We start from the raw sequence: 23,322 nt of genomic DNA, 5'->3' as shown, positions 1-23,322 counted from the left end.
TTGACTAGACATAGTGTCTACACATATGGTCAAGCGGTGACTGGCGTCACAGGCCGGCCAGTCTGAGGGAGGCAAGAGGGACCGATGACTGCGATGCAGGCGGACAGCCGTGCTTATGACGTAATCGATCTGTCGTCACGCAAGTTCTGGGCCACCACGGCGGCGGATCGGGAACGCTCGTTCGCGGTGTTGCGGTCCGAACGCCCGGTGAGCTGGCATCCGCCGGTCGAGGATGCGCTGATGCACGACCCCAACGACCCCGGCTATTGGGCCGTCACCCGACGCGCCGACATCGTCGCCGTCAGCCGCAACAACGAGGTGTTCCTGTCCGGCAAGGGGGTGCTGTTCGAGACCGTCCCCGAGGAGTTGCTCGAGGCGTCACAGTCCTTCCTGGCCATGGACCCGCCCCGGCACACCAAGCTGCGAAAGCTCGTCAGCGCCGCGTTCACCCCGCGTCAGGTCCGCCGCATCGAGGAGTCGATCCAGGCCAACGCCAAGGCCATCGTCGAGGAGTTCAAGGCGGCCGGTTCCGGCGCCGATTTCGTCGAATACTGTGCCAAGGAGTTGCCCATCCGCACCTTGTCGGACATGGTCGGCATTCCGGAGTCCGAACGCCACCAGGTCGCCCACGCCGCCGACGCGTTGGTGTCCTGGGCGGACCCGGTGTATCTGGACGGCCGCGACGCCCTACAGGTGTTGTTCGAGAACCAGATCTATCTGCATCAGGTCGCCCTCCAACTGGCCGCCGAGCGCCGCGAGCAGCCCGGCGAAGACCTGTTCAGCGGCCTGGTCAACGCGGAGGTGGACGGGGAGCGGCTGTCGGATGCCGACGTGGCGGCATTCTTCGTGCTGCTCGCGGTGGCCGGCAACGACACCACCCGCCAGACGGCCAGCCATGCGATAAAGGCGCTGACCGATTTTCCCAACCAGCGAGCCTGGCTGGCAGCGGCTTTCGAGGATCGGATCGGAACCGCGGTCGAGGAATTCATCCGGTGGGCCACCCCTGTCATGACCTTCCGGCGCACGGCCGCAACGGATTTCGAATTAGGCGGCCAGCACATCCGGGCGGGGGAGAAGGTGGTGATGTTCTATGCGTCCGGCAACTGGGACACCGAGGCATTCGAGCATCCCGAGCGTTTCGACCTGAGCCGCAGCCCCAACCCGCATCTGGGTTTCGGTGGCGGCGGCGTGCACTTCTGCCTGGGCGCTCATGTCGCGCGGGCGCAGCTGCGCGCCCTGTTCGGCGAGTTGCTCCGGCAGCTGCCCGATGTTCAGGCGGGTGAGCCGGAATACGTGGCGGGCAACTTCATCCACGCCGTTCGACGCCTACCCTGCACCTTCTAGTCTCTCAACGCTCGACCGCGGCGAGCACCAACTCGCCGGCGAGCAGCGTGAGCAGTTCCGAGCAGCCGCCGTCGACTTTGACGCTGGCCAACGGATCGCCCCGGGTGGGGCCGCGATTGATGATCGCGACAGGGATGCCGAGTGAGGCGGCGTGGCGGACGAACCGGTAGCCGGAGAACACGGTCAGTGACGAGCCTGCAACCAGCAGCGCTTCAGCCTGTTCGACGAGGTCAAGTGCTTGCACTACAACGTGTTTCGCCACATTCTCACCGAAGTAGACGATGTCGGGCTTGAGGACGCCGCCGCACGAGGGGCAGTCGACATAGCGGAACGACGCGGTGTCGGCGACCATCGCGTCGGCGTCGGGAGCCACCGCTATCCCGCCCACAGCCTCGGCGCGTTCGATGAACCCAGGGTTGAGCGCTTCGAGCCGCTCGGCCAGCGCGGCGCGGCTCGTCGTGTAATCACAACTCAGGCAGGCCACCCGCGCGTAGGTGCCGTGCAGGTTGACCACATTGCGGCTGCCCGCCTTGGTGTGCAGCATGTCCACGTTCTGGGTGATCACACCGGTCACCACCCCGCACCGCTCCAACTCCGCAAGTGCCCGGTGCCCGGCGTTGGGCAGCGTCTCGTCCATGTGCCGCCAGCCCACGTGGTTGCGGGCCCAGTAGCGCTGCCGAAATGCCGGGTCCGAGGTGAACTGCCGGATCGTCATGGGGTTGCTCGGCGGTGAATCGGGGCCGCGGTAGTCGGGAATGCCCGAGTCGGTGGAGAGCCCGGCGCCCGTCAGCACCGCGACCTTGCGGCCGGCCAGGAGTGCGACGAGTTCGGGCGATTCCACAATGCCGAGCGTAGTTGCCCGCAGCGGGTTGATTGCGGTGGCGAAGGTGTGGGTAATTCGGCGACAGGACCGCGCCAGGCAAGAATGAGAGGCGATGAACTTCTACTCTGCATACCAGCACGGGTTTGTGCGCGTCGCCGCATGCACGCAACACACCACCATCGGCGACCCGGCGGCCAACGCCGAGTCAGTACTGGGGTTGGCGCGGGACTGCCACAAGGAGGGCGTCGCACTGGCGGTTTTCCCCGAGCTCACGCTGACCGGCTATTCCATCGAGGACATCCTGCTGCAGGACACCTTGCTCGACGCGGTCGAACGGTCCGTGCTCGACGTTGTCAAGGCTTCCGCCGACCTGCTGCCTGTGTTGGTGGTGGGCGCACCGCTGCGACGCCTGCACCGCATCTACAACACCGCGGTGGTGATTCATCGCGGCGCGGTGCTCGGGGTGGTGCCCAAGTCGTACCTGCCCACGTACCGGGAGTTCTACGAGAGTCGTCAGATCGCACCCGGTGATCGGGAGCGTGGCACGATCCGGGTCGGCGGGACGGACGTCCCGTTCGGTCCAGACCTGCTGTTCGCCGCGTCGGATGTGCCCGGCTTTGTGCTGCACGTCGAGATCTGCGAGGACATGTTCGTCCCGGTCCCGCCGAGCGCAGAAGCGGCGCTGGCCGGCGCCACGGTGCTGACCAATCTGTCCGGAAGCCCGATCACGATCGGGCGCGCCGAGGATCGCTCCCTGCTGGCACGCTCCGCGTCGTCGCGATGCCTGGCCGCCTATATTTATGCCGCCGCCGGCGAAGGCGAGTCGACGACCGATCTGGCGTGGGACGGCCAGACGATGATCTGGGAGAACGGCACCGAGCTCGCGTCTTCCGAACGCTTCCCCAAGGGTGAGCGCCGCTCCGTCGCCGATGTCGATCTCCAGCTGATTCGGTCGGAACGGCTGCGGATGGGGACCTTCGACGACAACCGGCGCCATCATCGCGACGCGGCGGATTCGTTCCGGCGCATCGAGTTTCGGCTCGACCCCCCGGACGGCGACATCGGCCTGCTGCGCCGCATCGAACGCTTCCCGTTTGTCCCGGCCAACCGCGAGCGGCTGGAACAGGATTGCTACGAGGCCTACAACATCCAGGTGGCGGGCCTGGAGCAACGGTTGCGCGCGTTGAACTATCCGAAGGTGGTCATCGGCGTGTCCGGAGGGCTGGACTCGACACACGCGCTGATCGTCGCGGCCAAGGCGATGGACCGCGAAGGCCGCCCGCGCAGTGACATCCTCGGATTCACCCTGCCCGGATTCGCCACCGGCGAGCACACCAAGGGCAACGCCACCAAGCTCGCGCGCGCCCTGGGCATCACGTTCGAAGAGATCGACATCCGCGACACCGCGATGCGCATGTTCACCGAGATGGGGCATCCGTTCGCGCGGGGCGAGAAGGTGTATGACGTCACCTTCGAAAACGTCCAGGCCGGTCTGCGCACCGACTTCCTCTTCCGGTTGGCCAACCAGCGTGGCGGGATCGTGCTCGGGACGGGTGATCTGTCCGAGCTGGCGCTGGGCTGGTCGACATACGGTGTCGGCGATCAGATGTCGCACTACAACGTCAACGGCGGCGTGCCGAAGACACTCATCCAGCACCTGATCCGCTGGGTCATCTCCTCGAACCAGTTCGATGACGAGGTGTCCGAGGTCCTGCAGTCGGTCGTCGACACCAAGATCACTCCCGAACTCGTTCCGTCGGGCGAGGAAGAAGACCTGCAGGACAGCGAGGCCAAGGTCGGACCCTATGCGCTGCAGGACTTTTCCTTGTTCCAGGTGCTGCGCTACGGATTCGGGCCGTCGAAGATCGCCTTCCTCGCCTGGCACGCGTGGAGTGATCCCGAGCGAGGCGATTGGCCGCCCGGGTTTCCCGAGGGCAATCGGCCGTCTTATGACCTGGCCGCCATCAAGCATTGGCTGGGTGTCTTCGCCCAACGTTTTTACTCGTTCAGCCAATTCAAGCGATCGGCGCTGCCCAACGGGCCTAAGGTGTCGCACGGCGGGTCACTGTCGCCGCGCGGGGATTGGCGCGCCCCGTCGGACCTGTCGGCACGCATCTGGCTCGACGAGATCGAACGCGAAATCCCTTGACCGGGTGAGCTAGTCCCCGTCGCAGAGGGCGTCGATCGCGTCGGCGTCCGGTGCGCAGTCACCGGCCCCGGGCACCAGGGTGGCCAGTGCGCCTGCGGCGCAGGCACGTCGCAACGCCTGCCGTCGCTGGACGACCGAACCGGGGTCGCGCGGCCAATTCGCGGCCAGCACACCGGCGAACACGTCGCCCGCCCCAGTGGTATCGACCGCCTTCACCTTGGGGGCGGGGACCTCGAATTCGCCGTCAAGGCCGACGTAGCCGGCTCCGCTCGAACCCAACGTGACGACGAAATGGTCTGGCCGCCAAGGCCAGTCGTCGGCCTCGGCCTCGTTGACGATCACGACGTGGGCGACGGCCGCCAACTCCGCCAGAGCATCGCGGTCGGGACTTGCCGGCGACGCGTTGACCATGACAACGGCCCCGTCCGCACGGGCAGCCCGTGCGGCCGCGACGGCCGTCGCGATCGGAATCTCCAACTGGGTCAGCAGCACGTCGCAACCGGCGGTGGCCGTCGGTGCGACCTCCAGGTGTGCGTTGGCCCCCGCCGCCACCACGATGGTGTTCTCGCCGCGGGGATCCACCACGATCATCGCGGTCCCGCTGGGTCCGGACACCGTGCGGACACCGCTCAGGTCAATGCCATTGGCGAGCAGGTGAGCTCGCAACTCGTCGGCTGCCGAATCATCGCCGAAGGCGCCGACGAACTGCACCCGCGCGCCGGCACGTGCGGCCGCCACCGCCTGGTTGGCGCCCTTGCCGCCGGGTGCGTGGCCCATCGATGAAGCCAGCACCGTCTCACCCGGCCTCGGCAACACGCCAACCTCGAACCGCAAGTCCATGTTCACGCTGCCCACCACGCAGACTCGCGTCGCCATGCCCACAAGGTAGTCGCAAGGTGGTCACAGCAGGCTGCTGCGCGACGCGCGTCACGGTCTCGCTCCCGCCTCGAACGCGTCCTTTCTTGGGCAGATACCCCCATTTCGTTACATTTTCGGGCTAATGTGCTGCGTGATCTGACCGGATTGCCGTCGTGACGAGAGGACGACGTTTGACATCGGGGCAGCAAACGGAACCGGCATCTGCCGAAGAGCCCGACCGCGAGGCGAGTCGCGGCCGGCGCCTGCTGCTGTTTCTTCGCGTCGGGATTCAGTCCAAAGTCTTGGTTACGCTGCTGGTCTGCAGCATTCTGTCGGTCACCGTCGTGGGTGTCATCGGCTATGCGTCGGGTCGCAGGTCGTTGCAGGACGTCGCGGTGGAGCGGTTGGTCGAGCTGCGCGAGTCGCACAAGCGGCAGCTCGAGTCGATGTTCGCTGAGCTGACAAATTCGGTGATCGTCTACAGCAGCGGCTTCAGTGCGCTCGAGGCCCAGGAGGCCTTCAACGCCGGCTTCGCGCAACTGGCCAACGCGACCATCACTCCGGCGCAGGAGCAATCGCTGATCGACTACTACAAAAAGGAGATGATCGCGCCGATCGCCAAACTGACGGGCGACGAGCTGGATATCAAAGCATTGCTGCCGACTTCCAACGCGCAGAAGTACCTCCAGGCGTACTACACCGCACCCTACGCGCCGCCGAACGACGCGAACCGTCCCGACAACGCCGGAGACGGCAGCGCCTGGTCTGCGGCCAACGCCCGCTACGACGACTTCTTCCACAGCATCGTCACCCGATTCGGATTCAAGGACGCGCTGCTGCTGGATCTCGACGGCAATGTGGTGTACTCCGTCGCCAAGGGCCCGGACCTGGGTACCAATGTCTTCACTGGCCCGTATCGGGAGACCAATCTGCGGGATGCATACACAAAGGCGTTGCGCTCCAACGACTTGGAGTTCGTCTGGGTCACCGATTTCCAGCCGTACCAGCCGCAACTCGACGTCCCCACGGCATGGGTGGTGTCTCCGGTGGGCATGGGCGGCAGGATCGAAGGCGTCATGGCCGTGCCGGTGCCGATCACGAAGATCAGCGACATCATGAACGCCCAGAAGCACTGGGAAGCCGTTGGAATGGGGCGGTCGACAGAGACCTACTTGGCGGGACCGGACGGTTTGATGCGGTCAGATTCACGGCGTTTTCTGCAAGATCCCGATGCCTACCAGCGCGAGGCGGTGTCCGGCGGCGCGGCGCCCGACGTGGTGAACAGAGCGATGCGCCTAGGGGGCACCACATTGGTGCAGCCCGTTCAAACCGAGGGCCTGCGGTTGGCCTTACGCGGACAAAGTGGGGTCACCAGGGACATCGGGTATCTCGGTAACCGGCAATTGGAGGCCTACGCACCACTGAACCTGCCGAACTCCGACCTACATTGGGCCATCCTGGCGACACGTGACGACGCGGACGCCTACCAGCGGATGGCCGCCTTCACCAAGACGCTGGTCTTGGCGGTCGCGGGAATCAGTTTCGTCGTCTGCGTGGTGTCGATGCTGTTCGCCAAGCTGTTGGTGCGCCCCATCCGCCGTCTCGAGGCCGGCACGGAGCAGATCAGTTCGGGCAACTACGAAGTCACCGTCCCGGTTACGTCGCGTGACGAACTCGGCGATCTCACGCGGTCTTTCAACGAAATGAGCCGCAACCTCAAACTCAAGGAGGAACAGCTCGAAGCGCAGCGCAGGGAAATGGACCGGCTGCTGTTGTCGTTGATGCCCGAACCGGTGGCACAGCGCTACCGCGGGGGCCAGGAAACCGTGGCGATGGAGCATCAGAACGTCGCCGTCGTTTTCGCCGACATCATCGGACTCGACGAACTCGCGAGCTCGCTGTCGGGTGACCAGTTGGTCGGGATCGTCGACGGCTTGTTCCGGGAGTTTGACTCGGCTGCGGAATCCCTTGGCGTGGAACGCATCCGCACCTTCCACAACCGGTACCTCGCCAGCTGTGGAGTGACCACCCCCCGCCTGGACAACCTGCATCGCAGCATCGAATTCGCGCTCGAGATGCAGCGCATCGTCACGCGTTTCAACAATCAGGCGACCCAGCCGAGCCATCGGCTGGGGTTGCGCATCTGCATCAACACGGGCGACGTCATCAGCGGGTTGGTCGGCCGATCCGGTCTGGTCTACGACATGTGGGGCGGCGCGGTAGGTCTGGCCTACCAAATGCACCGCGCCGCAACCGGTCCCGGGATCTACGTCACTTCGCAGGTGTTTGAATCGATGCGGGACATCCAAGAATTCAGTGCGGTCGGCGAGATTTCGGTCAACGGTACGACGCAGCGGATCTGGCGACTGGTGGAGCCTCAGTTGGAGAGTCAGTCGGAGCGGTGATGAGTATCTTCGGCTCGCCGTGGTTCTACTGGGCCGTCGGCGTCGTGGTGGGTCTGCCGATCGGCATCGTGGCGCTCACCGAGTTGCAACACACGCTCATCCGCCGGCGCAGCCACCTGGCCCGACAGGTCGGCCTGGTGCGCACTTTCCTGCTGCCGCTCGGCGCGCTGTTGCTGCTGCTGGTCAACGCGGACGGGGTGCCGGCCCGCGACACCGCGGTGCGGATTCTGATGACGGTCTTCGGCTTCCTGGTGCTGGTGACCCTGTTGTCCGGGCTCAACGCCACCGTGTTCGTCAACGCACCGGCGGGGTCGTGGCGGAAACGGCTCCCGGTGATCTTTCTCGACGTCGCTCGGTTCGTTCTGATCGGCGCCGGGCTGGCGGTGATCTTGTCGTTCGTCTGGGGTGTGCGGATAGCCGGTCTGTTCACCGCCCTGGGCGTGACGTCGGTGGTTTTCGGCCTGATGTTGCAGAACTCCGTCGGCCAGATCGTGTCCGGTCTTTTCATGCTGTTCGAGCAGCCGTTCCAGATAGGCGACTGGATCGACACGAACACCGCGCGCGGTCGAATCGTCGAGGTCAACTGGCGCTCGGTGCACATCGAGACTGGCGGTGGACTGCGCATCACCCCCAACTCGGTGCTCGCCACCATGCCGTTCACCAATCTGAGTCGGCCCACCGACGTACACGAGTTGGCGATGAAGACCACCTTCTCGACCGAGGATTCGCCCGACCGGGTGTGCGCATTGCTGACCCGGATCGCCAGCGCACTGCCGCAGCTCAAGAGCGGGTGCATGCCGGAATCGGTACCGCTGGGCGATGCCGAATACTGCACGACGATCGGGCTGAGTTCGCCGGCGGACGAAGACGCCGCCCAAGCCCTGTTCCTGCGCTGGATCTGGTACGCCGCCCGACGGGAGGGACTGCACCTCGACGGCGCCGAGGACGACTTCTCGACGGCCGAACGGGTCGATCAAGCCTTGCGCACCGTGGTGGCGCCGGTGTTGCGGCTCGGCGAGACCGATCGCGAGCGGTCCGGGCTGCAGGCGCACGGGAGGATGGTCCGGTACGGCGCCGGTGAAATCGTGGAGTACGCGGGGCAGGTGCCGAAAAGCATGACGTTCATCGTGAGCGGACGTGTGCACCTGGTGGTGCAGGGTGACGCCGACGAGGGGCCGCCGGAACCGATCAGCACGCTGGACGGCGGCTCATTCCTGGGTTTGACCGCGCTGACCCGCCAGCCGAACCTGGCCACCGCGTACGCCCTGGAAGAGGTGACGGCGTTGGAGATCGGTCGTGAGCACCTCGAGCATCTGGTGATGCGCGAACCGCTGTTGCTGCAGGACTTCGGCCGGGTGCTGGACGAGCGACGCAGAAAGGTTCGACAGCCGGGGCTGCCGCGTCACGAGGTCTAGACGAGCTGTTCGGCCCAGCCTTGACCCAACCCGACTGAACGGCGCTAAGCCCGATATCCTGGGCTAATGAGTCTGGAAGCTCCGGCGCTGCCCGATCTGCGTCAAGAGGTGCACGACGCCGCGCGCCGCGCCCGGGTTGCCGCCCGCGTGTTGGCCACGCTGCCGACCGCCGTCAAAGACCGCGCGCTGCACGCCGCCGCCGACGAGATCCTGGCCCACACCACCGAGATCCTGGCCGCGAACTCCGAGGACCTCGATGCCGCCCGGGCGGCCGACACCCCGGCCGCGATGCTCGACCGGCTGGCTCTCAACCCGCAGCGCATCGACGGGATCGCGTCCGGCCTGCGCCAGGTCGCCGCGCTGCCCGACCCGGTCGGTGAGGTCCTGCGTGGTTCGACGCTGCCCAATGGGCTGCAGCTGCGTCAGCAGCGAGTTCCACTCGGCGTGGTTGGAATGATCTACGAGGGCCGTCCCAACGTCACCGTCGACGCGTTCGGCCTGACCCTCAAGTCCGGCAACGCCGCGCTACTGCGTGGCAGCTCCTCGGCGGCCAGGTCCAACGCGGCGCTGGTCACCGTGCTGCGCTCGGCCTTGGTCGGCCAAGACCTGCCCGCCGACGCCGTGCAGCTGGTGTCGGCGGCCGACCGGTCCACGGTCACCCACCTGATCCAGGCCCGCGGCCTGGTCGACGTGGCGATTCCGCGTGGGGGAGCGGGCCTGATCGACGCCGTCGTCCGTGACGCCCAGATACCGACCATCGAGACGGGCGTCGGCAACTGTCACGTGTATGTGCACGAAGCCGCCGACCTCGACGTCGCCGAACGTATCCTGCTGAACTCCAAGACCCGTCGGCCCAGCGTCTGCAACGCCGCCGAAAGCCTGCTGGTGGATGCGGCGATCGCCGAACACGCGCTGCCGCGCCTGCTGAACGCGCTGCAGGACGCCGGTGTCACGGTGCATCTGGATCCCAGTGAGGACGACCTGCGGCGCGAGTATCTGGCGATGGACATCGCGGTGGCGGTGGTGGACGGCGTGGACGCGGCCATCGCTCACATCAACGAGTACGGCACCGGGCACACCGAGGCCATCGTTACCACGAATCTTGCTGCCGCTCAACGGTTTACCGAACAGGTCGATGCCGCCGCGGTGATGGTCAACGCCGCTACGGCATTCACCGACGGCGAGCAGTTCGGCTTCGGCGCCGAGATCGGCATCTCCACTCAGAAGCTGCACGCTCGTGGCCCGATGGGGCTACCGGAACTCACCTCGACCAAGTGGATCGTGTGGGGCTCGCCCACCACAGGCCACATCCGTCCGGCCTGACGCGCCCCCAGCACTAGGAGAGTCCACCATGAGCGTGCCCGCACGTTCCGTGCCGCTGTTCGCCGACATCGCGGACGTCTCCCGCCGCCTGGCCGAGACCGGGTACCTGCCCGATACCGCCACGGCGACGGCGGTCTTTCTCGCCGACCGGCTCGGCAAGCCGCTGCTGGTGGAAGGTCCCGCCGGCGTCGGAAAGACGGAACTGGCCCGGGCCATCGCCCAGGCCACCGGCTCCGGTCTGGTCCGGCTGCAGTGCTACGAGGGCGTCGACGAGGCCCGCGCGCTGTACGAGTGGAACCACGCCAAGCAGATCCTGCGCATCCAGGCCGAATCGGGTGACTGGGAGTCGACCAAAGACGATGTGTTCAGCGAGGAGTTCCTGCTGCAGCGGCCGCTGCTGACCGCGATCCGGCGCACCGAACCGACCGTCCTGCTCATCGACGAAACCGACAAGGCCGACATCGAGATCGAGGGCCTGCTGCTGGAGGTGCTCTCCGACTTCGCGGTGACCGTCCCCGAACTCGGCACCATCACCGCCACCCGCACGCCGTTGGTGGTGCTCACCTCGAACGCCACCCGCGAGTTGTCCGAGGCGCTCAAGCGTCGCTGCCTGTTCCTGCACATAGATTTCCCGACGCCCGAACTGGAACGCCGCATCCTGCTGTCGCGCGTCCCCGAACTGCCGCAGCATCTGGCCGAGGAGTTGGTGCGCATCATCGGCGTGCTGCGCGGAATGCAGCTCAAGAAGGTGCCGTCGATCGCCGAGACCATCGACTGGGGACGCACACTGCTCGCCTTGGGCTTGGACACCATCGACGACGCGGTCGTCGCGGCCACCCTGGGCGTGGTCCTCAAACACCAATCCGACCAGCAGCGCGCGGCCGGGGAGCTCAGGCTCAACTGAGGAGAAGGGCTGAACCATGGCATCGCGACGGATCCGCCCGCGCCGGCCCCTGGCCCCACACGGACTGCCGGGACATCTGGTGGGTTTCGTGGAAGCCCTTCGAGCAAGCGGCATTTCGGTGGGTCCGTCGGAGACCGTGGACGCCGGCCGGGTGATGGCCGTGCTCGGCCTGGGCGAGCGTGAGGTGCTGCGCGAGGGCCTGGCCGTCGCGGTGCTGCGCCGGCCCGACCACCGCGAGACCTTCGACGCGATGTTCGACCTGTGGTTCCCCGCGGCGTTGGGTGCGCGCTCGGTGGTCATCGATGAGGATGCGGCCGGCGACCCGGACGGCCTGCCGCCCGACGACGTCGAGGCAATGCGGCAGATGCTTTTGGATCTGCTGACCGACAACCCCGAGCTCGCAGACATGGACGAGCGGCTGGTCGCCATGATCGCCCGCATCGTCGAGGCCTACGGCAAGTACAACTCCAGCCGTGGCCCCTCCTTCTCGTCGTATCAGGCGCTCAAGGCGATGGCGTTGGACGAGCTGGAGGGCAAGCTGCTGGCCGGCCTGCTCGCCCCGTACGGCGACGAACCCTCACCCAGTCAGGAGCAGATCGCCAAAGCCCTTGCCGCGCAGCGGATTGCCCAGCTGCGCAAGATGGTCGACGCCGAAACCAAACGGCGCACCGCCGAGCAACTGGGTCGCGAGCACGTCCAGATGTACGGCATTCCGCAGCTTTCGGAGAACGTCGAATTCCTGCGCGCATCCGGCGAGCAGCTGCGCCAGATGCGTCGAGTGGTGGCGCCGCTGGCGCGCACGCTGGCGACCAGGCTGGCCGCGCGGCGCCGTCGTGCCCGCGCCGGCTCGATCGATCTGCGCAAGACGCTGCGCAAATCGATGTCCACCGGTGGCGTGCCGATCGACGTCGTTCTGAAGAAGCCCCGTCCAGCCCGGCCGGAACTGGTGGTGTTGTGTGACGTGTCGGGCTCGGTCGCCGGGTTCAGCCACTTCACCCTGTTGCTGGTACACGCTCTGCGCCAACAGTTTTCGCGGGTACGCGTGTTCGCCTTCATCGACACCACCGACGAGGTGACGCACATGTTCGGCCCGGAAGCCGACCTGGCCGTGGCGATTCAGCGGATCACCCGCGAGGCGGGCGTCTACAGCCGAGACGGGCACTCCGACTACGGCAACGCGTTCGTTTCGTTCGTGCAGAATTTCCCGAACGTGCTCTCACCGCGCAGCTCGCTGCTGGTACTGGGCGACGGGCGCACCAACTACCGCAACCCCGCCGTCGACGTGCTGGACGACATGGTGACCGCCGCCCGGCACGCGCACTGGCTCAACCCCGAACCCCGACACCTCTGGGGTAGCGGTGACTCCGCCGTGCCGCGCTACGAGGAAGTCATCACCATGCACGAATGCCGGTCGGCCAAGCAGCTCGCCACGGTGATCGACCAGCTGTTGCCGGTCTGATCCGGTCTGACCTTCTCGCCGAGCGTCACGCCAGGGTGACCCTCGCGTGCCGCCGCCACGCTGGCGTGACGCTCGACGAACGTCAGCGTGTCTTCTGGAACACCAACCAGCGCAATTCGATCGGGCTCGACTCCCGACCGACCGGGAACACGTCCAGACCAGTGATCCAGTTCTCGTACCACCCGGTGGGCGGCCAGGCGCCCGGCGGCAGGTTCGCCTTCTCGTATTCGTAGACCGAGTCGTCAGCGACCAGTTCGAGTGGAAGTCCGCCCGCGGCCCTCGCCATCTCGTGCCGGGTGAAGATGGCCGAGTACACCTGCTGACCGAACTCACGCGCGGCTTGGTCAGGGATGTAGCCGCCGGCCGCCAGGAAGGTGCTGAACACGATGCGTCCACCGGGAGCCAGGCACTCGGCGGCGATTTCGAACAGGCCACGCAATTGCTGCGTGTTCCGGAAATCGGGCACCACCTCAGACAGCGCGATCAACTGATAGTCCTGACGCAGGTCCTGAGTGGTCTGGAAGACGTCACGGACGATGACCCGGATGTCGAGCGATTCCTTCTCGGCCGCCTCGCGAAGCAACTCGGCGAACTTCGGGGTCAATTCCACCACGTCGACGGGATGCCCCCGCCGCGCCAGCGGAAGGGCATTGCGCCCGGTACCCGGACCGATCTCGAGCACCCGGCATGCCGCCGGATCCGGCGCCTCGTTGGCGAGGTCCCAGATGCGCGCGTCGGGCTCCTTGCCGAACAGCGGTGGTTCCCGGGTACGAGTCCAGTTGTCATAGGTCTCAGCCAGGCTCCACCAGCGGGCGTTGACCTCGTAGTGCAGGGTCGGACCGACCGGAGCGTTGTACGTGATGACGATGCTCGACCGGGGGGAAGCCGAAAACGCCGCGGCCAGCTGGCCTTCGAGCACCTTACGCAGGTGGGCGAGTTCCTCTTCGTTGAACTTGCGACCCACGGCCGCGAAGATCGTCTCGCACATACTCACGTACTCATCGATCAGGCTCGGAACCGCGGGCAGTGTGATGCTGCCCTGTACCTCCGACCGGGTGAAGCAGCGCTGGATCATGGAGTTTCTGATCGTCTGCTGCGTCGGCTCTTCTGATTCGAGCGGCAAGTTTGTCACAGACACCTTTTACACGATGCGGCGCACGAATGCTCGGGTCTCCCACCTATTTGTTGCCATTGGTCGTACTTTTGCGCCGAGTGTTTGGCCGAATACCGGTGCTAACGATGACAAACCATTCGGCGGCTTTCGGCGGTTGCAGCTCAGGCCAACGCCTCGACCGGCACGTCCAGCGAGCGATAGGCGTCGTGGCTGCTCAAGTAAGCTGGCGAACCATGCAAAAGCGGCTGCGCCGGTTGGGGGTGATGGGCGGGACGTTCGATCCCATCCATCACGGCCACCTGGTCGCCGCCAGCGAGGTGGCCGACCGGTTCGAGCTCGACGAAGTCGTGTTCGTACCCAGTGGTCAGCCATGGCAGAAGGAACGACAGGTCTCACCGGCCGAGGACCGCTACCTGATGACAGTGATTGCCACCGCCTCCAACCCGCAGTTCTCGGTGAGCAGGGTCGACATTGACCGCGGCGGCGCCACCTACACCATCGACACCCTGCGCGACCTGCGTGCCCTTAACCCGGACTCGCAGTTGTATTTCATCACCGGCGCCGACGCGCTGGCGTCGATTTTGTCTTGGCAGGGCTGGGAGGGGCTTTTCGAGTTGGCGCGGTTTGTCGGGGTGAACCGACCTGGCTACGAGCTGAGCCACGACCACATCACCACTGTGTTGACGAATCTGGCCGAGGATGCCGTGACCTTGCTGGAAATTCCGGCGCTGGCGATCTCCTCGACCGACTGCCGTCAACGTGCCGAGGAGGGTCGGCCGCTGTGGTACCTGATGCCCGACGGCGTCGTGCAGTACATATCGAAGCGTCAGCTTTATCGGGAGCCCAAGATCGCCCCGAATATGACCGCGGGGAAGACCTTATGAGCGCCAATCAGGAAGCCATCGACATGGCGAGGGTGGCCGCCAGGGCGGCGGCCGCCAAGCTCGCCAACGACGTGATCGTCATCGACGTCTCTAATCAGTTGGTCATCACCGACTGTTTCGTCATCGCCTCGGCATCCAACGAACGGCAGGTCAACGCGATCGTCGACGAGGTCGAGGAGAAGATGCGCCGCGCGGGCTACAAACCGGCTCGCCGCGAGGGCGCCCGGGAAGGCCGCTGGACGCTGCTGGACTACCGCGACATCGTGGTCCACATCCAGCACCAGGACGACCGCGACTTCTATGCGCTGGACCGGCTGTGGGCCGACTGCCCGGTGGTTCCGGTGGATCTGGATGCCCCCGAGCCGCCTGAGACGCCGGAGACGCCTGAGACGTCGGAGACCCGGTCCGAAGGGCACGCGGGATGAGGGTGCGCAGGCTGGTAATGCTCAGGCACGGCCAAACCGACTACAACCTGGGCAGCCGGATGCAGGGTCAGCTGGACACCGACCTGAGCGAATTAGGGCGCGCGCAGGCGGTCGCCGCCGCCGAGGTGCTGGGCAAGCTACAGCCACTGCTGATCATGTCGTCGGATCTGCGCCGCGCCTATGACACCGCGATCAAGCTGGGGGAGCGGACCGGCCTCGAGGTCCGGGTGGACAGGAGGCTGCGGGAAACCCACCTGGGGGAGTGGCAGGGATTGACCCACGCCGAGATCGACTTCGAGTCGCCAGGTGCCCGCCTGGCCTGGCGCGAGGACGCCACATGGGCCCCGCATGGCGGGGAGAGTCGGGTCGACGTCGCCGCTCGCAGTCGGCCGTTGGTTGCCGAGTTGGTGGCCAATGAGCCGGACTGGGGGATGGCCAGCGCGCCGGAGCCACCCGTCGTGTTGGTGGCGCACGGCGGGCTGATCGCCGCGTTGTCCGCGACGTTGTTGAAGCTGCCGGTAGCCAACTGGCCAGCCCTGGGCGGCATGGGCAACGCCAGCTGGGTGCAGCTGAGCGGACACTCGGAACCAGACGCCCCGTTTGACGAAATCCGGTGGCGACTGGATGTGTGGAACGCTTCAGCGCAGGTTGCCAACGATGTCCTCTGAACACAACGCCAAGCCGGTTCTGCTGGTTTTCGCCGATTCGTTGGCCTACTACGGCCCGACCGGCGGTCTGCCCGCGGACGATCCGCGCATTTGGCCCAATATCGTTGCGGCGCAACTGGGTTGGGATTTGGAGCTGATCGGCCGCATCGGCTGGACCTGCCGGGATGTCTGGTGGGCGGCAACCCAGGATCCGCGTTCCTGGGCCGCGCTGGCCAAGGCCGGCGCGGTGGTGTTCGCCACCGGCGGGATGGATTCGTTGCCGTCGGTGTTGCCGACGGCCTTGCGCGAGCTCATCCGCTATGTGCGTCCGCCCCGGCTGCGACGCTGGGTCCGCGATGGTTACGGCTGGCTGCAGCCGCGGCTTTCGCCGTACGCCAGGCCGGCGCTGCCGCCGCATCTGACCGCCGAGTATCTCGAAACCACACGTGGTGCAATCGAATTCAACCGGCCGGGTATCCCGATGGTGGCGTCGCTGCCGTCGGTGCATATCGCCGACACGTACGGCAGGGCGCACCACGGCCGGGCGGGGACGGTGGCGGCGATTACGGAATGGGCGCAACAGCACGACATTCCGCTGGTGGACCTCAAAGCCGCTGTTGCAGAACAGGTCATGAGTGGACGCGCCAATCCCGACGGCATTCACTGGAACTTCGAAGCGCACCAAGCGGTTGCCGAGCTGATGCTCAAAGCACTGGCCGAAGCCGGCGTGTCAACCGAAAAATTGCGGCCATGACGGTCATTGTGGTGGCCGACTCCGCGGCTCGCCTGCCGGCCGAACTGCGGGACAAGTGGGGGATCCGCGAGGTGCCGCTGCACATCCTGCTCGACGACGCCGATTTGCGCGAAGGCGTGGACGAAGTGCCCGAGGACATCCACGACCGGCAGGCCACGACCGCTGGGGCCACGCCGGCCGAACTTGCCCACATCTATCAACAGGCGTTGGCGGACAGCGGCGGTGATGGCGTGGTGGCCGTACATATTTCGTCGGCCTTGTCGGGCACCTACGGCAACGCCGAACGGACCGCGGCCGACCTCGACCCGGCCGTGCGGGTCGTCGACTCGAAGTCGGCGGCCATGGGTACCGGCTTCACGGCGCTGGCCGCCGCGCAGGCCGCGGCCGCCGGGGAGGACCTGGATTCCGTTGTGCGGGCAGCGAACACGGCGGTGAAGCGCACCCGTGCGTTCGTGTTGGTGCACCGGCTGGACAACCTGCGGCGCAGCGGACGCATCGGCGGCGCTTCGGCGTGGCTGGGTACGGCACTGTCGCTCAAGCCACTGCTGAAGGTCGATGATGACGGCAAACTAGTTCTGGCGCAACGTGTTCGCACCGTCCGGCATGCGACCGAGGCGATGATCGACCGGGTCGGTGAGGTGGTCGGCGACGGCCGCGCGGCGCTGGCGGTGCACCACGTCGCCAATCCCGACGCCGCCGCAGACCTCGCGGACAGGTTGGCCCAGCGGCTACCGTCGTGCGAACCCGCGATCATCACGCCGTTGGGCGCGGTGCTGGCGCTGCACGTCGGCGCCGGTGCGCTGGCGGTGTGCCTGCAACTGGCCGACTAACCCGGCCCGGGCTCGGCCCGTCAGAATCACGCGGTCGCCGCCGGCGCAACGTGTTTGGCCGGGATCCGCGCATTGTCGCCGCGTGGGTGCACGACCTGCGGCCACCAGAACCAGCGGCCCAGCAAGGTTGCGATCGATGGCATCAACAGCGTGCGCACGATCAGTGTGTCCAGCAGCAGACCGATACACACCGTGGACCCGAACTGGCCGAGCACCCGCAATTCGCTGCCCAGCATGGCGGCCATGGTGAAGGCGAAAACCAGGCCCGCGGCGGTCACCACACCACCGGTGCCCGCCATGGATCGGATGATTCCGGTCTTGAGGCCGGCATGAATCTCCTCTTTGAACCTGGAGACCAACAGCAGGTTGTAGTCCGAGCCGACGGCCAACAGGATGATGACCGACAGGGCCATGACGATCCAGTGGATCTTGATGCCGAACAGGTCCTGCCAGATGAGAACCGACAAGCCGAACGACGCGGCGATGGAACTGGCCGCGGTGCCCACGATCACCAGCGCCGCCACCACACTGCGGGTGAGCAACAACATGATCATGAAGATCAGCGTCAGCGCCGACACCACCGCGATCATCAGGTCGTATTTCGCGCCGTCGTGCATGTCCTTGAAGGTCGCCGCGGTGCCGCCGAGATAGACCTTGGCATCCGACAGCGACGACTGCTTGAGCGCCTCCTGCGCGGCCAACCGTTCGGAGTCGACACGCGAAATCCCTTCCGGTGTCATCGGATCGCCCTGGTGAGTGATGAAGAAGCGCGCCGAGTGACCGTCCGGCGACAGGAACATCCGCAATCCGGTCTGGAAGTCCGGGTTGTCGAACGCTTCCGGCGGCAGGTAGAAGAAGTCGTCGTTCTTCGACTGGTCGAAGCTTTGCCCCATCACCACGGCGGTGTTGCTCAGCGATTCCATCTGGTCGAGCATCGCCGAGAACGTGGCCTGCATCGTCAGCGTCAGCGCCTTGGTGGTCTTCATCGTGGTGATCATCGGCGGGATCAGGACCAGCATGTCGTGCGTCGCCGCGGCCGTGCGCTGGATGTCCTTGGTGAGTATGTCGAATTGTCCGGCCAGTTGGTCGAATCCGTCCAACGACTCGAACAGCGACCGCAACGACCAGCAGATGGGGATGTCGAAGCAGTGTCGTTCCCAGTAGAAGTAGCTGCGGATCGGCCGCCAGAAATCGTCGAAATCGGCGATGTGGTCCCGCAACCGGTTGGTGATCTGCGCAGTCTCCGCCGTGGTCTTGGCGCTGTCGTCGGCGGCGTTCGACAGCTCCTGGGTGACCTGATACATGCGCTCCATGGTCTCGATCATGAACTGCATCTCGTCGGCCATCTTGGTGATGTCCTTCATGCGGTCCTTGAGGAAGCCCATGTTCTGCATCGTCGTCTGACTCTGCATGCTGTTCTGAAAAGGTATGGAGCTGTGCTGGATTGGGATTCCCAGCGGCCTGGTGATGTCCTGCACCATCGCGATGCCGACGGTGCGCATCACATTCTTGGCCACCCGGTCCAGCACCAGCATGTCGGCGGTGTTCCGCATGTCGTGGTCGGCCTCGACCATCAACATGTCCGGGTCCATGCGCGCCGGTGAGAAGTGCCGGTCCGCGGCTTGTTGGCCGACGTTTGACGGGGCCCAGGAGGGCAGGTAGAAGCGGTCGTTGTAGCTCGTCTTGAAACTCGGCAGCGCGACCATACCGACCAACACAATGGCGGCGCTGACCGCCAGAACCGGTGCGGGCCAACGCACTACCGCCGTGCCGACCCGCCGCCACAGGCGGCCCCGCTTGGCCGCGCGCTTGGACTCGAACAGGTGCAGCTTGCTGCCCACGAAGATCACCGCGGGACCCAGCGTCAGCCCGGCCAATACGACGACGAGCATGCCGATGGCCACCGGAGCGCCCATGGTGTTGAACCACGGCAGCCGGGCGAAGCTCAGGCAGTAGGTCGCCCCGGCGATGGTCAAACCCGAGCCCAGGACTACCGGGGCAACCCCGCGAAATGTCGTGTAGTAGGCCGTTTCTCGATCCTCGCCGGCACGCAGCGCCTCCTGGTAGCGGCCGACGAGGAAGATTCCGTAGTCGGTGCCGGCGGCGATAGCCAGCATGGTGAGGATATTGCCGGCAAAGGTGGTGAGGCCGAACACGTTGTTGTAGCCCAAAACGGCGACGATCCCCCGCGCCGACGCCAGCGCAACGAACGTCATGAACAACTGGATCAGGGTTGTCACGATCGACCGGTAGACCAGCAGCAGCATGATCGCGATCGCGCCAAGGGTGAACAGGGTGATCTTGGCCAGACTCGCGTTGCCGATGATGTGCATGTCGTCGCTGAGCGCGGCGGGTCCGGTCACATACGACTGCACCCCGGGCGGTGGTGTCGAGTGGTCGAGTACCTCACGGACGGCCTCGACCGATTCGTTGGCCAGCGTCGTCCCCTGGTTGCCGGCGAGGTTCAGCATCACGTATGCGCTCTTGGCGTCCGCGCTCTGGGCACCCGCCGCGGTCAGTCGGTCACCCCAGAAGTCCTGGATGTGCTGAATGTGCTCGTGATCCTTGCGTAGTTCGCGGATCAGGCCGTCGTAGTAGCGGTGCGCATCGTCGCCTAGCGGCGCCTTGGGGCTCTCCAGCACGATCATCACCGTGCTGTTGGAGTCGAATTCCTTGAAGTTGTGGCCGAGGCGCATCATCGCCTGCATCGATGGCGCGTCCAGCGGGGTCATCGGCGCCGAGTGTTGCTCGCTGACCACTTCCAGCGTTGGGACGACGACGTTCACCACCACCGTCAACACCACCCAGGCGATGATGATCGGTACCGCGAAAATGCGGATGGTGCGTGGGATCACCGGGTGATGGGTGCGCTTCGGGCGTTCGGCCGGCGGCACGGCGATCGGCGCGGTGTCGTCGGCAGCGGTATGGGTTCCTTGCTGCAGATCGCTCATGCCGACTTCACCAGGCAGAAGGTCTGGGGGTTGACGCCGTCGGACATCTTCTCCTCGCGGACCACATCGTCGACGGTAATACGGCAGCCGATGTGGCTGCCGTCGCTCTGCGCCATGATGTTGGCGCTCACCGACGGCAGCGTGGTGGACACCGTGACGGTCCAGGGCAGTACGGCGGCGTTCACTTGGTGGGTGTTGGCCTCGGCGTCCCAGTAGTTGATGTTGGCGGTGTCACCGGGTGATCCGAAGACCTCGTACTTGACCACCTTGGGGTTGAACTGCACGATCTCGATCCCGGCGCCGGCATTGGCATTGAGGTCCTGGGAGCCGAAGACCTTGTGCAGGCGTGAGACCACCAGTGCCGACACCGCGAGCACCACCACCAAGATCAGCGGAATCCAAGCCCGCTTGACCAATCGGGAGATACGAACCATGGCCACCGCCTTCCCTGCGTCGAACGGGTGTAACGCCGATTCGGTGACGTTGCTTCCTCGGTCCGGGCATTGAATGCCGTAATACTATTTGCTCAGCTAAGTATCTTAAGCATTAGTGGACGGAAGCGTTCCTCTGGGGTAGCGGATGTGCCGAACGACACAGCTTCTACAGCGCCACCCGTCCGGTCACCGGCGGCAGGTCGGCCAGCGTCACGATGCCGGGCCGCGCTGCGACCACGGCAGGCACCGCATTGGTCACCGGCATTGCGGTGTAGATCATGCCGAGGCCCATGAAGCCGGGCTCGGTCCAGTCCTTGGGGGGCAGGCAGTGCAGCACCGTGCGCATGTTGGGCAGCCCGAAAACCTGGATGACGTGGCCGTGCTCCAACGGCTTCGGTGGCACCACGTGGTTGCCCATCGTCCAGTTGAACCCAACGCTGACCACATTGCGGTCGGCGACCCAGCCCCGGTGGTAGCCGTAGATGCTGCCGACGGTGCCGGCGGGGATCTTCATGAATCCCAGATCGCTGTCACCGGTGGCCGCGGTGAAGGTGACGTCGAAGGTCATCCGGTCCAGCTGGGCCCCGATCGCGTCGGCCATCATCGCCGCCGACTCGGCGAAGACCTCGCTTTCCCGCCGCAGGGTTTCCGCCAAGCCGGGCGTGTCAGGATCCTTGCCAAACCCCATCGCCGACTGGGTTTCCGCCGATTCGTAGGTCGAACAGTCCACCGACTCGGTGATTCGGATTTCGTCGACCCGCTCACACGCTGCACTGAGCACCATCCCGACCATGTTCGACATGCCCGGGTGCGCGCCGCTGCCGAAGATCGTCGACCCACCGCGCCGGCAGGCGGCCAGGATGCGTTCGCGGTCCTGTGGCGTCTGCTTCCCGCCGGTGATCCAGGCCGCGCTGCTGCACACGTTGACCCCGGACTCGAGCAGCCGCACCAACTCGTCGATGTTCGGCCACAAGGGGTTGTAGCAGCACGCGTCGGCGCCCAGCGCGAGCAGCGCGTCGACGTCGTTGGTGGCCCGCACGCCGGTGGGCGTGGGCCAGCCGGCCAGATCTGCGGCGTCGACGCCGACCTTCTCCGGTCCGTGCGCATATACGCCGACGAGTTCCATGTCGGGTCTGCCGATGATGGCGTGCAGCGACCGCCGACCGATGTTCCCCGTCGTCCATTGGATGACCCGCAACGGGCGGCCAGCGGTCGGTGTGCTCATCGAATGCTCCTTTGCGCCACTGCTCACCGCCGGACCACGGTCGGCTAGGGAGCCATTATTGCCCCAGCATTCGGGTGACCACGGGTGCGGGGTAGGCGGCCGAATCAGCCCCTGATGTCAGGGTTTTGGCTCACCACCGTGACCTGCTTGGTTCAACGCATACAGCGCGCCGGAGAGGATCTGCGAGAAGGGGTCCGCGCCGCCGCCGAAAGTCGCCTGGGTGGCCGGTGCGGTGACGGCCGCCGGGTCGTAGCCGTTGACGGGGTCGAGTTGCACCGGAGCGGTCAGCGGGTCGTCGTTTCGGGAATATCCCGCGTTGACCATCGGCGCCAGTTCTGCGTCGAGTTGATTCAGCGTGTCCTCCGGAACCCCGAAGTACTGGAAGATCATCACCAGCGGAAGATGCCGCTCGGGAATCAAATAGGTTGTCGTCTTCGCGCCCCGGGAGTTGACCGTCGTCCTGATGTTCTGCGGCGGCACCATGCTCGGATTGGTGAACGCCACCGCGGTGTGGCCGGTGACCAACCCCGCGAGGGTGTTGGCGAGCGACATCAAGTTGTCCGGCCGGTCCGGGAAGTCGGCAATCGAGTCGTACGCGGAGATGAACATATGGGTGTCGTACTGGCTCTCGACAGGCGGCGGGACGCGGTAGTCGAGTGCGGGAACGATGCTGCCGACCGGGAACACGGCGGTCAGAAAGCTCTCACCGAAGGCGTGCCGGGCGACGGGATCACCGAAGGTGGCGAACGTCAGCTGGTCCGGCGGTGGGGCGGTGGGGTCGGTAGCGAGCCGAGCCTGCAGCGCGTCGAGCACGAGGGCGCCCTCGGAGAGGCCGATCGCGGTGCCGGGACCGCCGCTGCGGATAGCCGCTTCCAGGTTGTCCTGTCCGATGTCGACGGACTCGCCGACGCTGGGTCCGTCCATACCCAGCCCCGGGAAGACTTCGTCGAGCTGGCGTACCTCTGGGAAGAGACGACCCATGACGTGGCCCTGAACCTGTCCCGCCGGGTAGTCGACGATCTGGCGTTTCAGGTTCGGGAACCAGTCGGCGCCTTCGCGGCGGATGTACTCCTCGTAGGGAATGCCTAGAACGTGCGCGCCTCCCAGCGCGTACGCGTTGCCACCGGTCCCCCGACCATCGACTACCGGGTCGTCCGGGGTTTCGTCGGCCGTCGCGATCCCGATGGCGGAAAATATTGTGGCACCGACGGTTACCAGCGCGCCGAGCGGAGCCAGAGGCGGAGCCACAAGCGGGGCGGGAGTCCGTATGAAACAACTTCACGAACAACTACTCGCGGGATTCGGCGCGCTGGTAACCGTCGGTGCCACAATATTTTCCGCCATCGGGATCGCGACGGCCGACGAAACCCCGGACGAC

19 protein-coding genes are annotated in these 23,322 nt (G+C 65.8%); 12 read left to right on the top strand and 7 right to left on the bottom strand.

Going from position 1 to position 23,322, the window contains the following annotated elements; genetic code table 11:
- The first annotated feature begins 84 nt into the window (after nt 1-84).
- Nucleotides 85-1,344, top strand: coding sequence for a cytochrome P450 (locus BST27_RS12500; RefSeq protein WP_069417398.1), 1,260 nt, complete (start codon nt 85-87; stop codon nt 1,342-1,344).
- Between the two features lie 4 nt (nt 1,345-1,348).
- Here BST27_RS12500 and BST27_RS12495 read toward each other — a convergent pair whose 3' ends face one another.
- Nucleotides 1,349-2,185, bottom strand: coding sequence for an SIR2 family NAD-dependent protein deacylase (locus BST27_RS12495; protein ID WP_069417399.1), 837 nt, complete (start codon nt 2,183-2,185; stop codon nt 1,349-1,351).
- A 94-nt stretch (nt 2,186-2,279) separates the two neighbouring features.
- Here BST27_RS12495 and BST27_RS12490 point away from each other — a divergent pair, with 94 nt between their 5' ends.
- Nucleotides 2,280-4,316, top strand: coding sequence for an NAD(+) synthase (locus tag BST27_RS12490; protein WP_069417400.1), 2,037 nt, complete (start codon nt 2,280-2,282; stop codon nt 4,314-4,316).
- A gap of 9 nt (nt 4,317-4,325) precedes the next feature.
- Here the strand turns inward: BST27_RS12490 and BST27_RS12485 are convergent, their stop codons facing one another.
- Nucleotides 4,326-5,192, bottom strand: a complete 867-nt coding sequence (locus tag BST27_RS12485; protein ID WP_079220133.1) for a ribokinase — start codon at nt 5,190-5,192, stop codon at nt 4,326-4,328.
- Between the two features lie 173 nt (nt 5,193-5,365).
- Here BST27_RS12485 and BST27_RS12480 point away from each other — a divergent pair, with 173 nt between their 5' ends.
- From BST27_RS12480 to BST27_RS12460, 5 genes are all read left to right on the top strand, one after another.
- Nucleotides 5,366-7,579 (top strand): adenylate/guanylate cyclase domain-containing protein, encoded by a 2,214-nt coding sequence (locus tag BST27_RS12480; RefSeq protein ID WP_069417401.1) that lies wholly within the window; start codon nt 5,366-5,368, stop codon nt 7,577-7,579.
- Complete coding sequence (locus BST27_RS12475; RefSeq protein WP_069417402.1) at nt 7,579-8,994, top strand: mechanosensitive ion channel family protein; 1,416 nt, start codon at nt 7,579-7,581, stop codon at nt 8,992-8,994. The genes BST27_RS12480 and BST27_RS12475 overlap by 1 nt, the downstream gene beginning before the upstream one ends.
- Before the next feature lie 66 nt (nt 8,995-9,060).
- Nucleotides 9,061-10,317: a glutamate-5-semialdehyde dehydrogenase gene (locus BST27_RS12470; RefSeq protein ID WP_069417403.1), complete on the top strand. Its 1,257-nt coding sequence runs from the start codon at nt 9,061-9,063 to the stop codon at nt 10,315-10,317.
- A 28-nt stretch (nt 10,318-10,345) separates the two neighbouring features.
- Nucleotides 10,346-11,221, top strand: a complete 876-nt coding sequence (locus BST27_RS12465; protein ID WP_069417404.1) for an AAA family ATPase — start codon at nt 10,346-10,348, stop codon at nt 11,219-11,221.
- A gap of 16 nt (nt 11,222-11,237) precedes the next feature.
- Nucleotides 11,238-12,680 carry a vWA domain-containing protein gene (locus BST27_RS12460; RefSeq protein WP_069417405.1) on the top strand — a complete coding sequence of 481 codons (1,443 nt, stop codon included), beginning with the start codon at nt 11,238-11,240 and terminating at the stop codon, nt 12,678-12,680.
- 82 nt (nt 12,681-12,762) lie between these two features.
- On the opposite strand, the gene BST27_RS12455 is transcribed toward BST27_RS12460, so the two are convergent.
- On the bottom strand, nt 12,763-13,812 hold the full coding sequence (locus tag BST27_RS12455) for a class I SAM-dependent methyltransferase (RefSeq protein ID WP_069417406.1): 1,050 nt from the start codon (nt 13,810-13,812) through the stop codon (nt 12,763-12,765).
- A 215-nt stretch (nt 13,813-14,027) separates the two neighbouring features.
- On the opposite strand from BST27_RS12455, the gene nadD reads away from it, so the two are divergent.
- From nadD to BST27_RS12430, 5 genes are read left to right on the top strand one after another with little or no spacing between them, the layout of a single operon-like run.
- On the top strand, nt 14,028-14,678 hold the full coding sequence (gene nadD / locus BST27_RS12450) for a nicotinate-nucleotide adenylyltransferase (protein ID WP_079220301.1): 651 nt from the start codon (nt 14,028-14,030) through the stop codon (nt 14,676-14,678).
- On the top strand, nt 14,675-15,103 hold the full coding sequence (rsfS, locus tag BST27_RS12445) for a ribosome silencing factor (protein WP_069417407.1): 429 nt from the start codon (nt 14,675-14,677) through the stop codon (nt 15,101-15,103). The genes nadD and rsfS overlap by 4 nt, the downstream gene beginning before the upstream one ends.
- Complete coding sequence (gpgP, locus tag BST27_RS12440) at nt 15,100-15,771, top strand: glucosyl-3-phosphoglycerate phosphatase (RefSeq protein ID WP_069417408.1); 672 nt, start codon at nt 15,100-15,102, stop codon at nt 15,769-15,771. Before rsfS ends, gpgP begins: the two co-directional genes overlap by 4 nt.
- Nucleotides 15,761-16,504, top strand: a complete 744-nt coding sequence (gene octT, locus BST27_RS12435; RefSeq protein ID WP_069417409.1) for a diglucosylglycerate octanoyltransferase — start codon at nt 15,761-15,763, stop codon at nt 16,502-16,504. Before gpgP ends, octT begins: the two co-directional genes overlap by 11 nt.
- Nucleotides 16,501-17,334, top strand: coding sequence for a DegV family protein (locus BST27_RS12430; RefSeq protein ID WP_069417410.1), 834 nt, complete (start codon nt 16,501-16,503; stop codon nt 17,332-17,334). Before octT ends, BST27_RS12430 begins: the two co-directional genes overlap by 4 nt.
- A 26-nt stretch (nt 17,335-17,360) precedes the next feature.
- Here the strand turns inward: BST27_RS12430 and BST27_RS12425 are convergent, their stop codons facing one another.
- The 4 genes from BST27_RS12425 to pe all read right to left on the bottom strand — a co-directional run bounded on the left by BST27_RS12425 (nt 17,361) and on the right by pe (nt 23,192).
- Nucleotides 17,361-20,285 (bottom strand): MMPL/RND family transporter, encoded by a 2,925-nt coding sequence (locus tag BST27_RS12425; protein ID WP_069417411.1) that lies wholly within the window; start codon nt 20,283-20,285, stop codon nt 17,361-17,363.
- Complete coding sequence (locus tag BST27_RS12420) at nt 20,282-20,719, bottom strand: MmpS family transport accessory protein (protein WP_069417412.1); 438 nt, start codon at nt 20,717-20,719, stop codon at nt 20,282-20,284. Before BST27_RS12420 ends, BST27_RS12425 begins: the two co-directional genes overlap by 4 nt.
- A gap of 166 nt (nt 20,720-20,885) precedes the next feature.
- Complete coding sequence (locus BST27_RS12415; RefSeq protein ID WP_069417413.1) at nt 20,886-21,944, bottom strand: NAD(P)H-dependent amine dehydrogenase family protein; 1,059 nt, start codon at nt 21,942-21,944, stop codon at nt 20,886-20,888.
- 117 nt (nt 21,945-22,061) lie between these two features.
- Nucleotides 22,062-23,192 (bottom strand): acyltransferase PE, encoded by a 1,131-nt coding sequence (gene pe / locus BST27_RS12410; protein WP_139805130.1) that lies wholly within the window; start codon nt 23,190-23,192, stop codon nt 22,062-22,064.
- Between the last annotated feature and the right edge of the window lie 130 nt (nt 23,193-23,322).

It is taken from the genome of Mycobacterium intermedium (assembly GCF_002086275.1).
Taxonomy (GTDB): Bacteria; Actinomycetota; Actinomycetes; order Mycobacteriales; family Mycobacteriaceae; genus Mycobacterium; species Mycobacterium intermedium.
Note: the sequence above shows the minus strand (reverse complement) of the source record. Positions and strands in the feature narration are given on the sequence as shown.

Coding starts and splice junctions, on each gene's coding strand:
- BST27_RS12500 (WP_069417398.1), top strand. CDS start 85: ATGACTGCGATGCAGGCGGACAGCCGTGCTTATGACGTAATCGATCTG.
- BST27_RS12490 (WP_069417400.1), top strand. CDS start 2,280: ATGAACTTCTACTCTGCATACCAGCACGGGTTTGTGCGCGTCGCCGCA.
- BST27_RS12485 (WP_079220133.1), bottom strand. CDS start 5,192: ATGGCGACGCGAGTCTGCGTGGTGGGCAGCGTGAACATGGACTTGCGG.
- BST27_RS12475 (WP_069417402.1), top strand. CDS start 7,579: ATGAGTATCTTCGGCTCGCCGTGGTTCTACTGGGCCGTCGGCGTCGTG.
- BST27_RS12470 (WP_069417403.1), top strand. CDS start 9,061: ATGAGTCTGGAAGCTCCGGCGCTGCCCGATCTGCGTCAAGAGGTGCAC.
- BST27_RS12465 (WP_069417404.1), top strand. CDS start 10,346: ATGAGCGTGCCCGCACGTTCCGTGCCGCTGTTCGCCGACATCGCGGAC.
- BST27_RS12460 (WP_069417405.1), top strand. CDS start 11,238: ATGGCATCGCGACGGATCCGCCCGCGCCGGCCCCTGGCCCCACACGGA.
- nadD (WP_079220301.1), top strand. CDS start 14,028: ATGCAAAAGCGGCTGCGCCGGTTGGGGGTGATGGGCGGGACGTTCGAT.
- rsfS (WP_069417407.1), top strand. CDS start 14,675: ATGAGCGCCAATCAGGAAGCCATCGACATGGCGAGGGTGGCCGCCAGG.
- gpgP (WP_069417408.1), top strand. CDS start 15,100: ATGAGGGTGCGCAGGCTGGTAATGCTCAGGCACGGCCAAACCGACTAC.
- octT (WP_069417409.1), top strand. CDS start 15,761: ATGTCCTCTGAACACAACGCCAAGCCGGTTCTGCTGGTTTTCGCCGAT.
- BST27_RS12430 (WP_069417410.1), top strand. CDS start 16,501: ATGACGGTCATTGTGGTGGCCGACTCCGCGGCTCGCCTGCCGGCCGAA.
- BST27_RS12425 (WP_069417411.1), bottom strand. CDS start 20,285: ATGAGCGATCTGCAGCAAGGAACCCATACCGCTGCCGACGACACCGCG.
- BST27_RS12420 (WP_069417412.1), bottom strand. CDS start 20,719: ATGGTTCGTATCTCCCGATTGGTCAAGCGGGCTTGGATTCCGCTGATC.
- BST27_RS12415 (WP_069417413.1), bottom strand. CDS start 21,944: ATGAGCACACCGACCGCTGGCCGCCCGTTGCGGGTCATCCAATGGACG.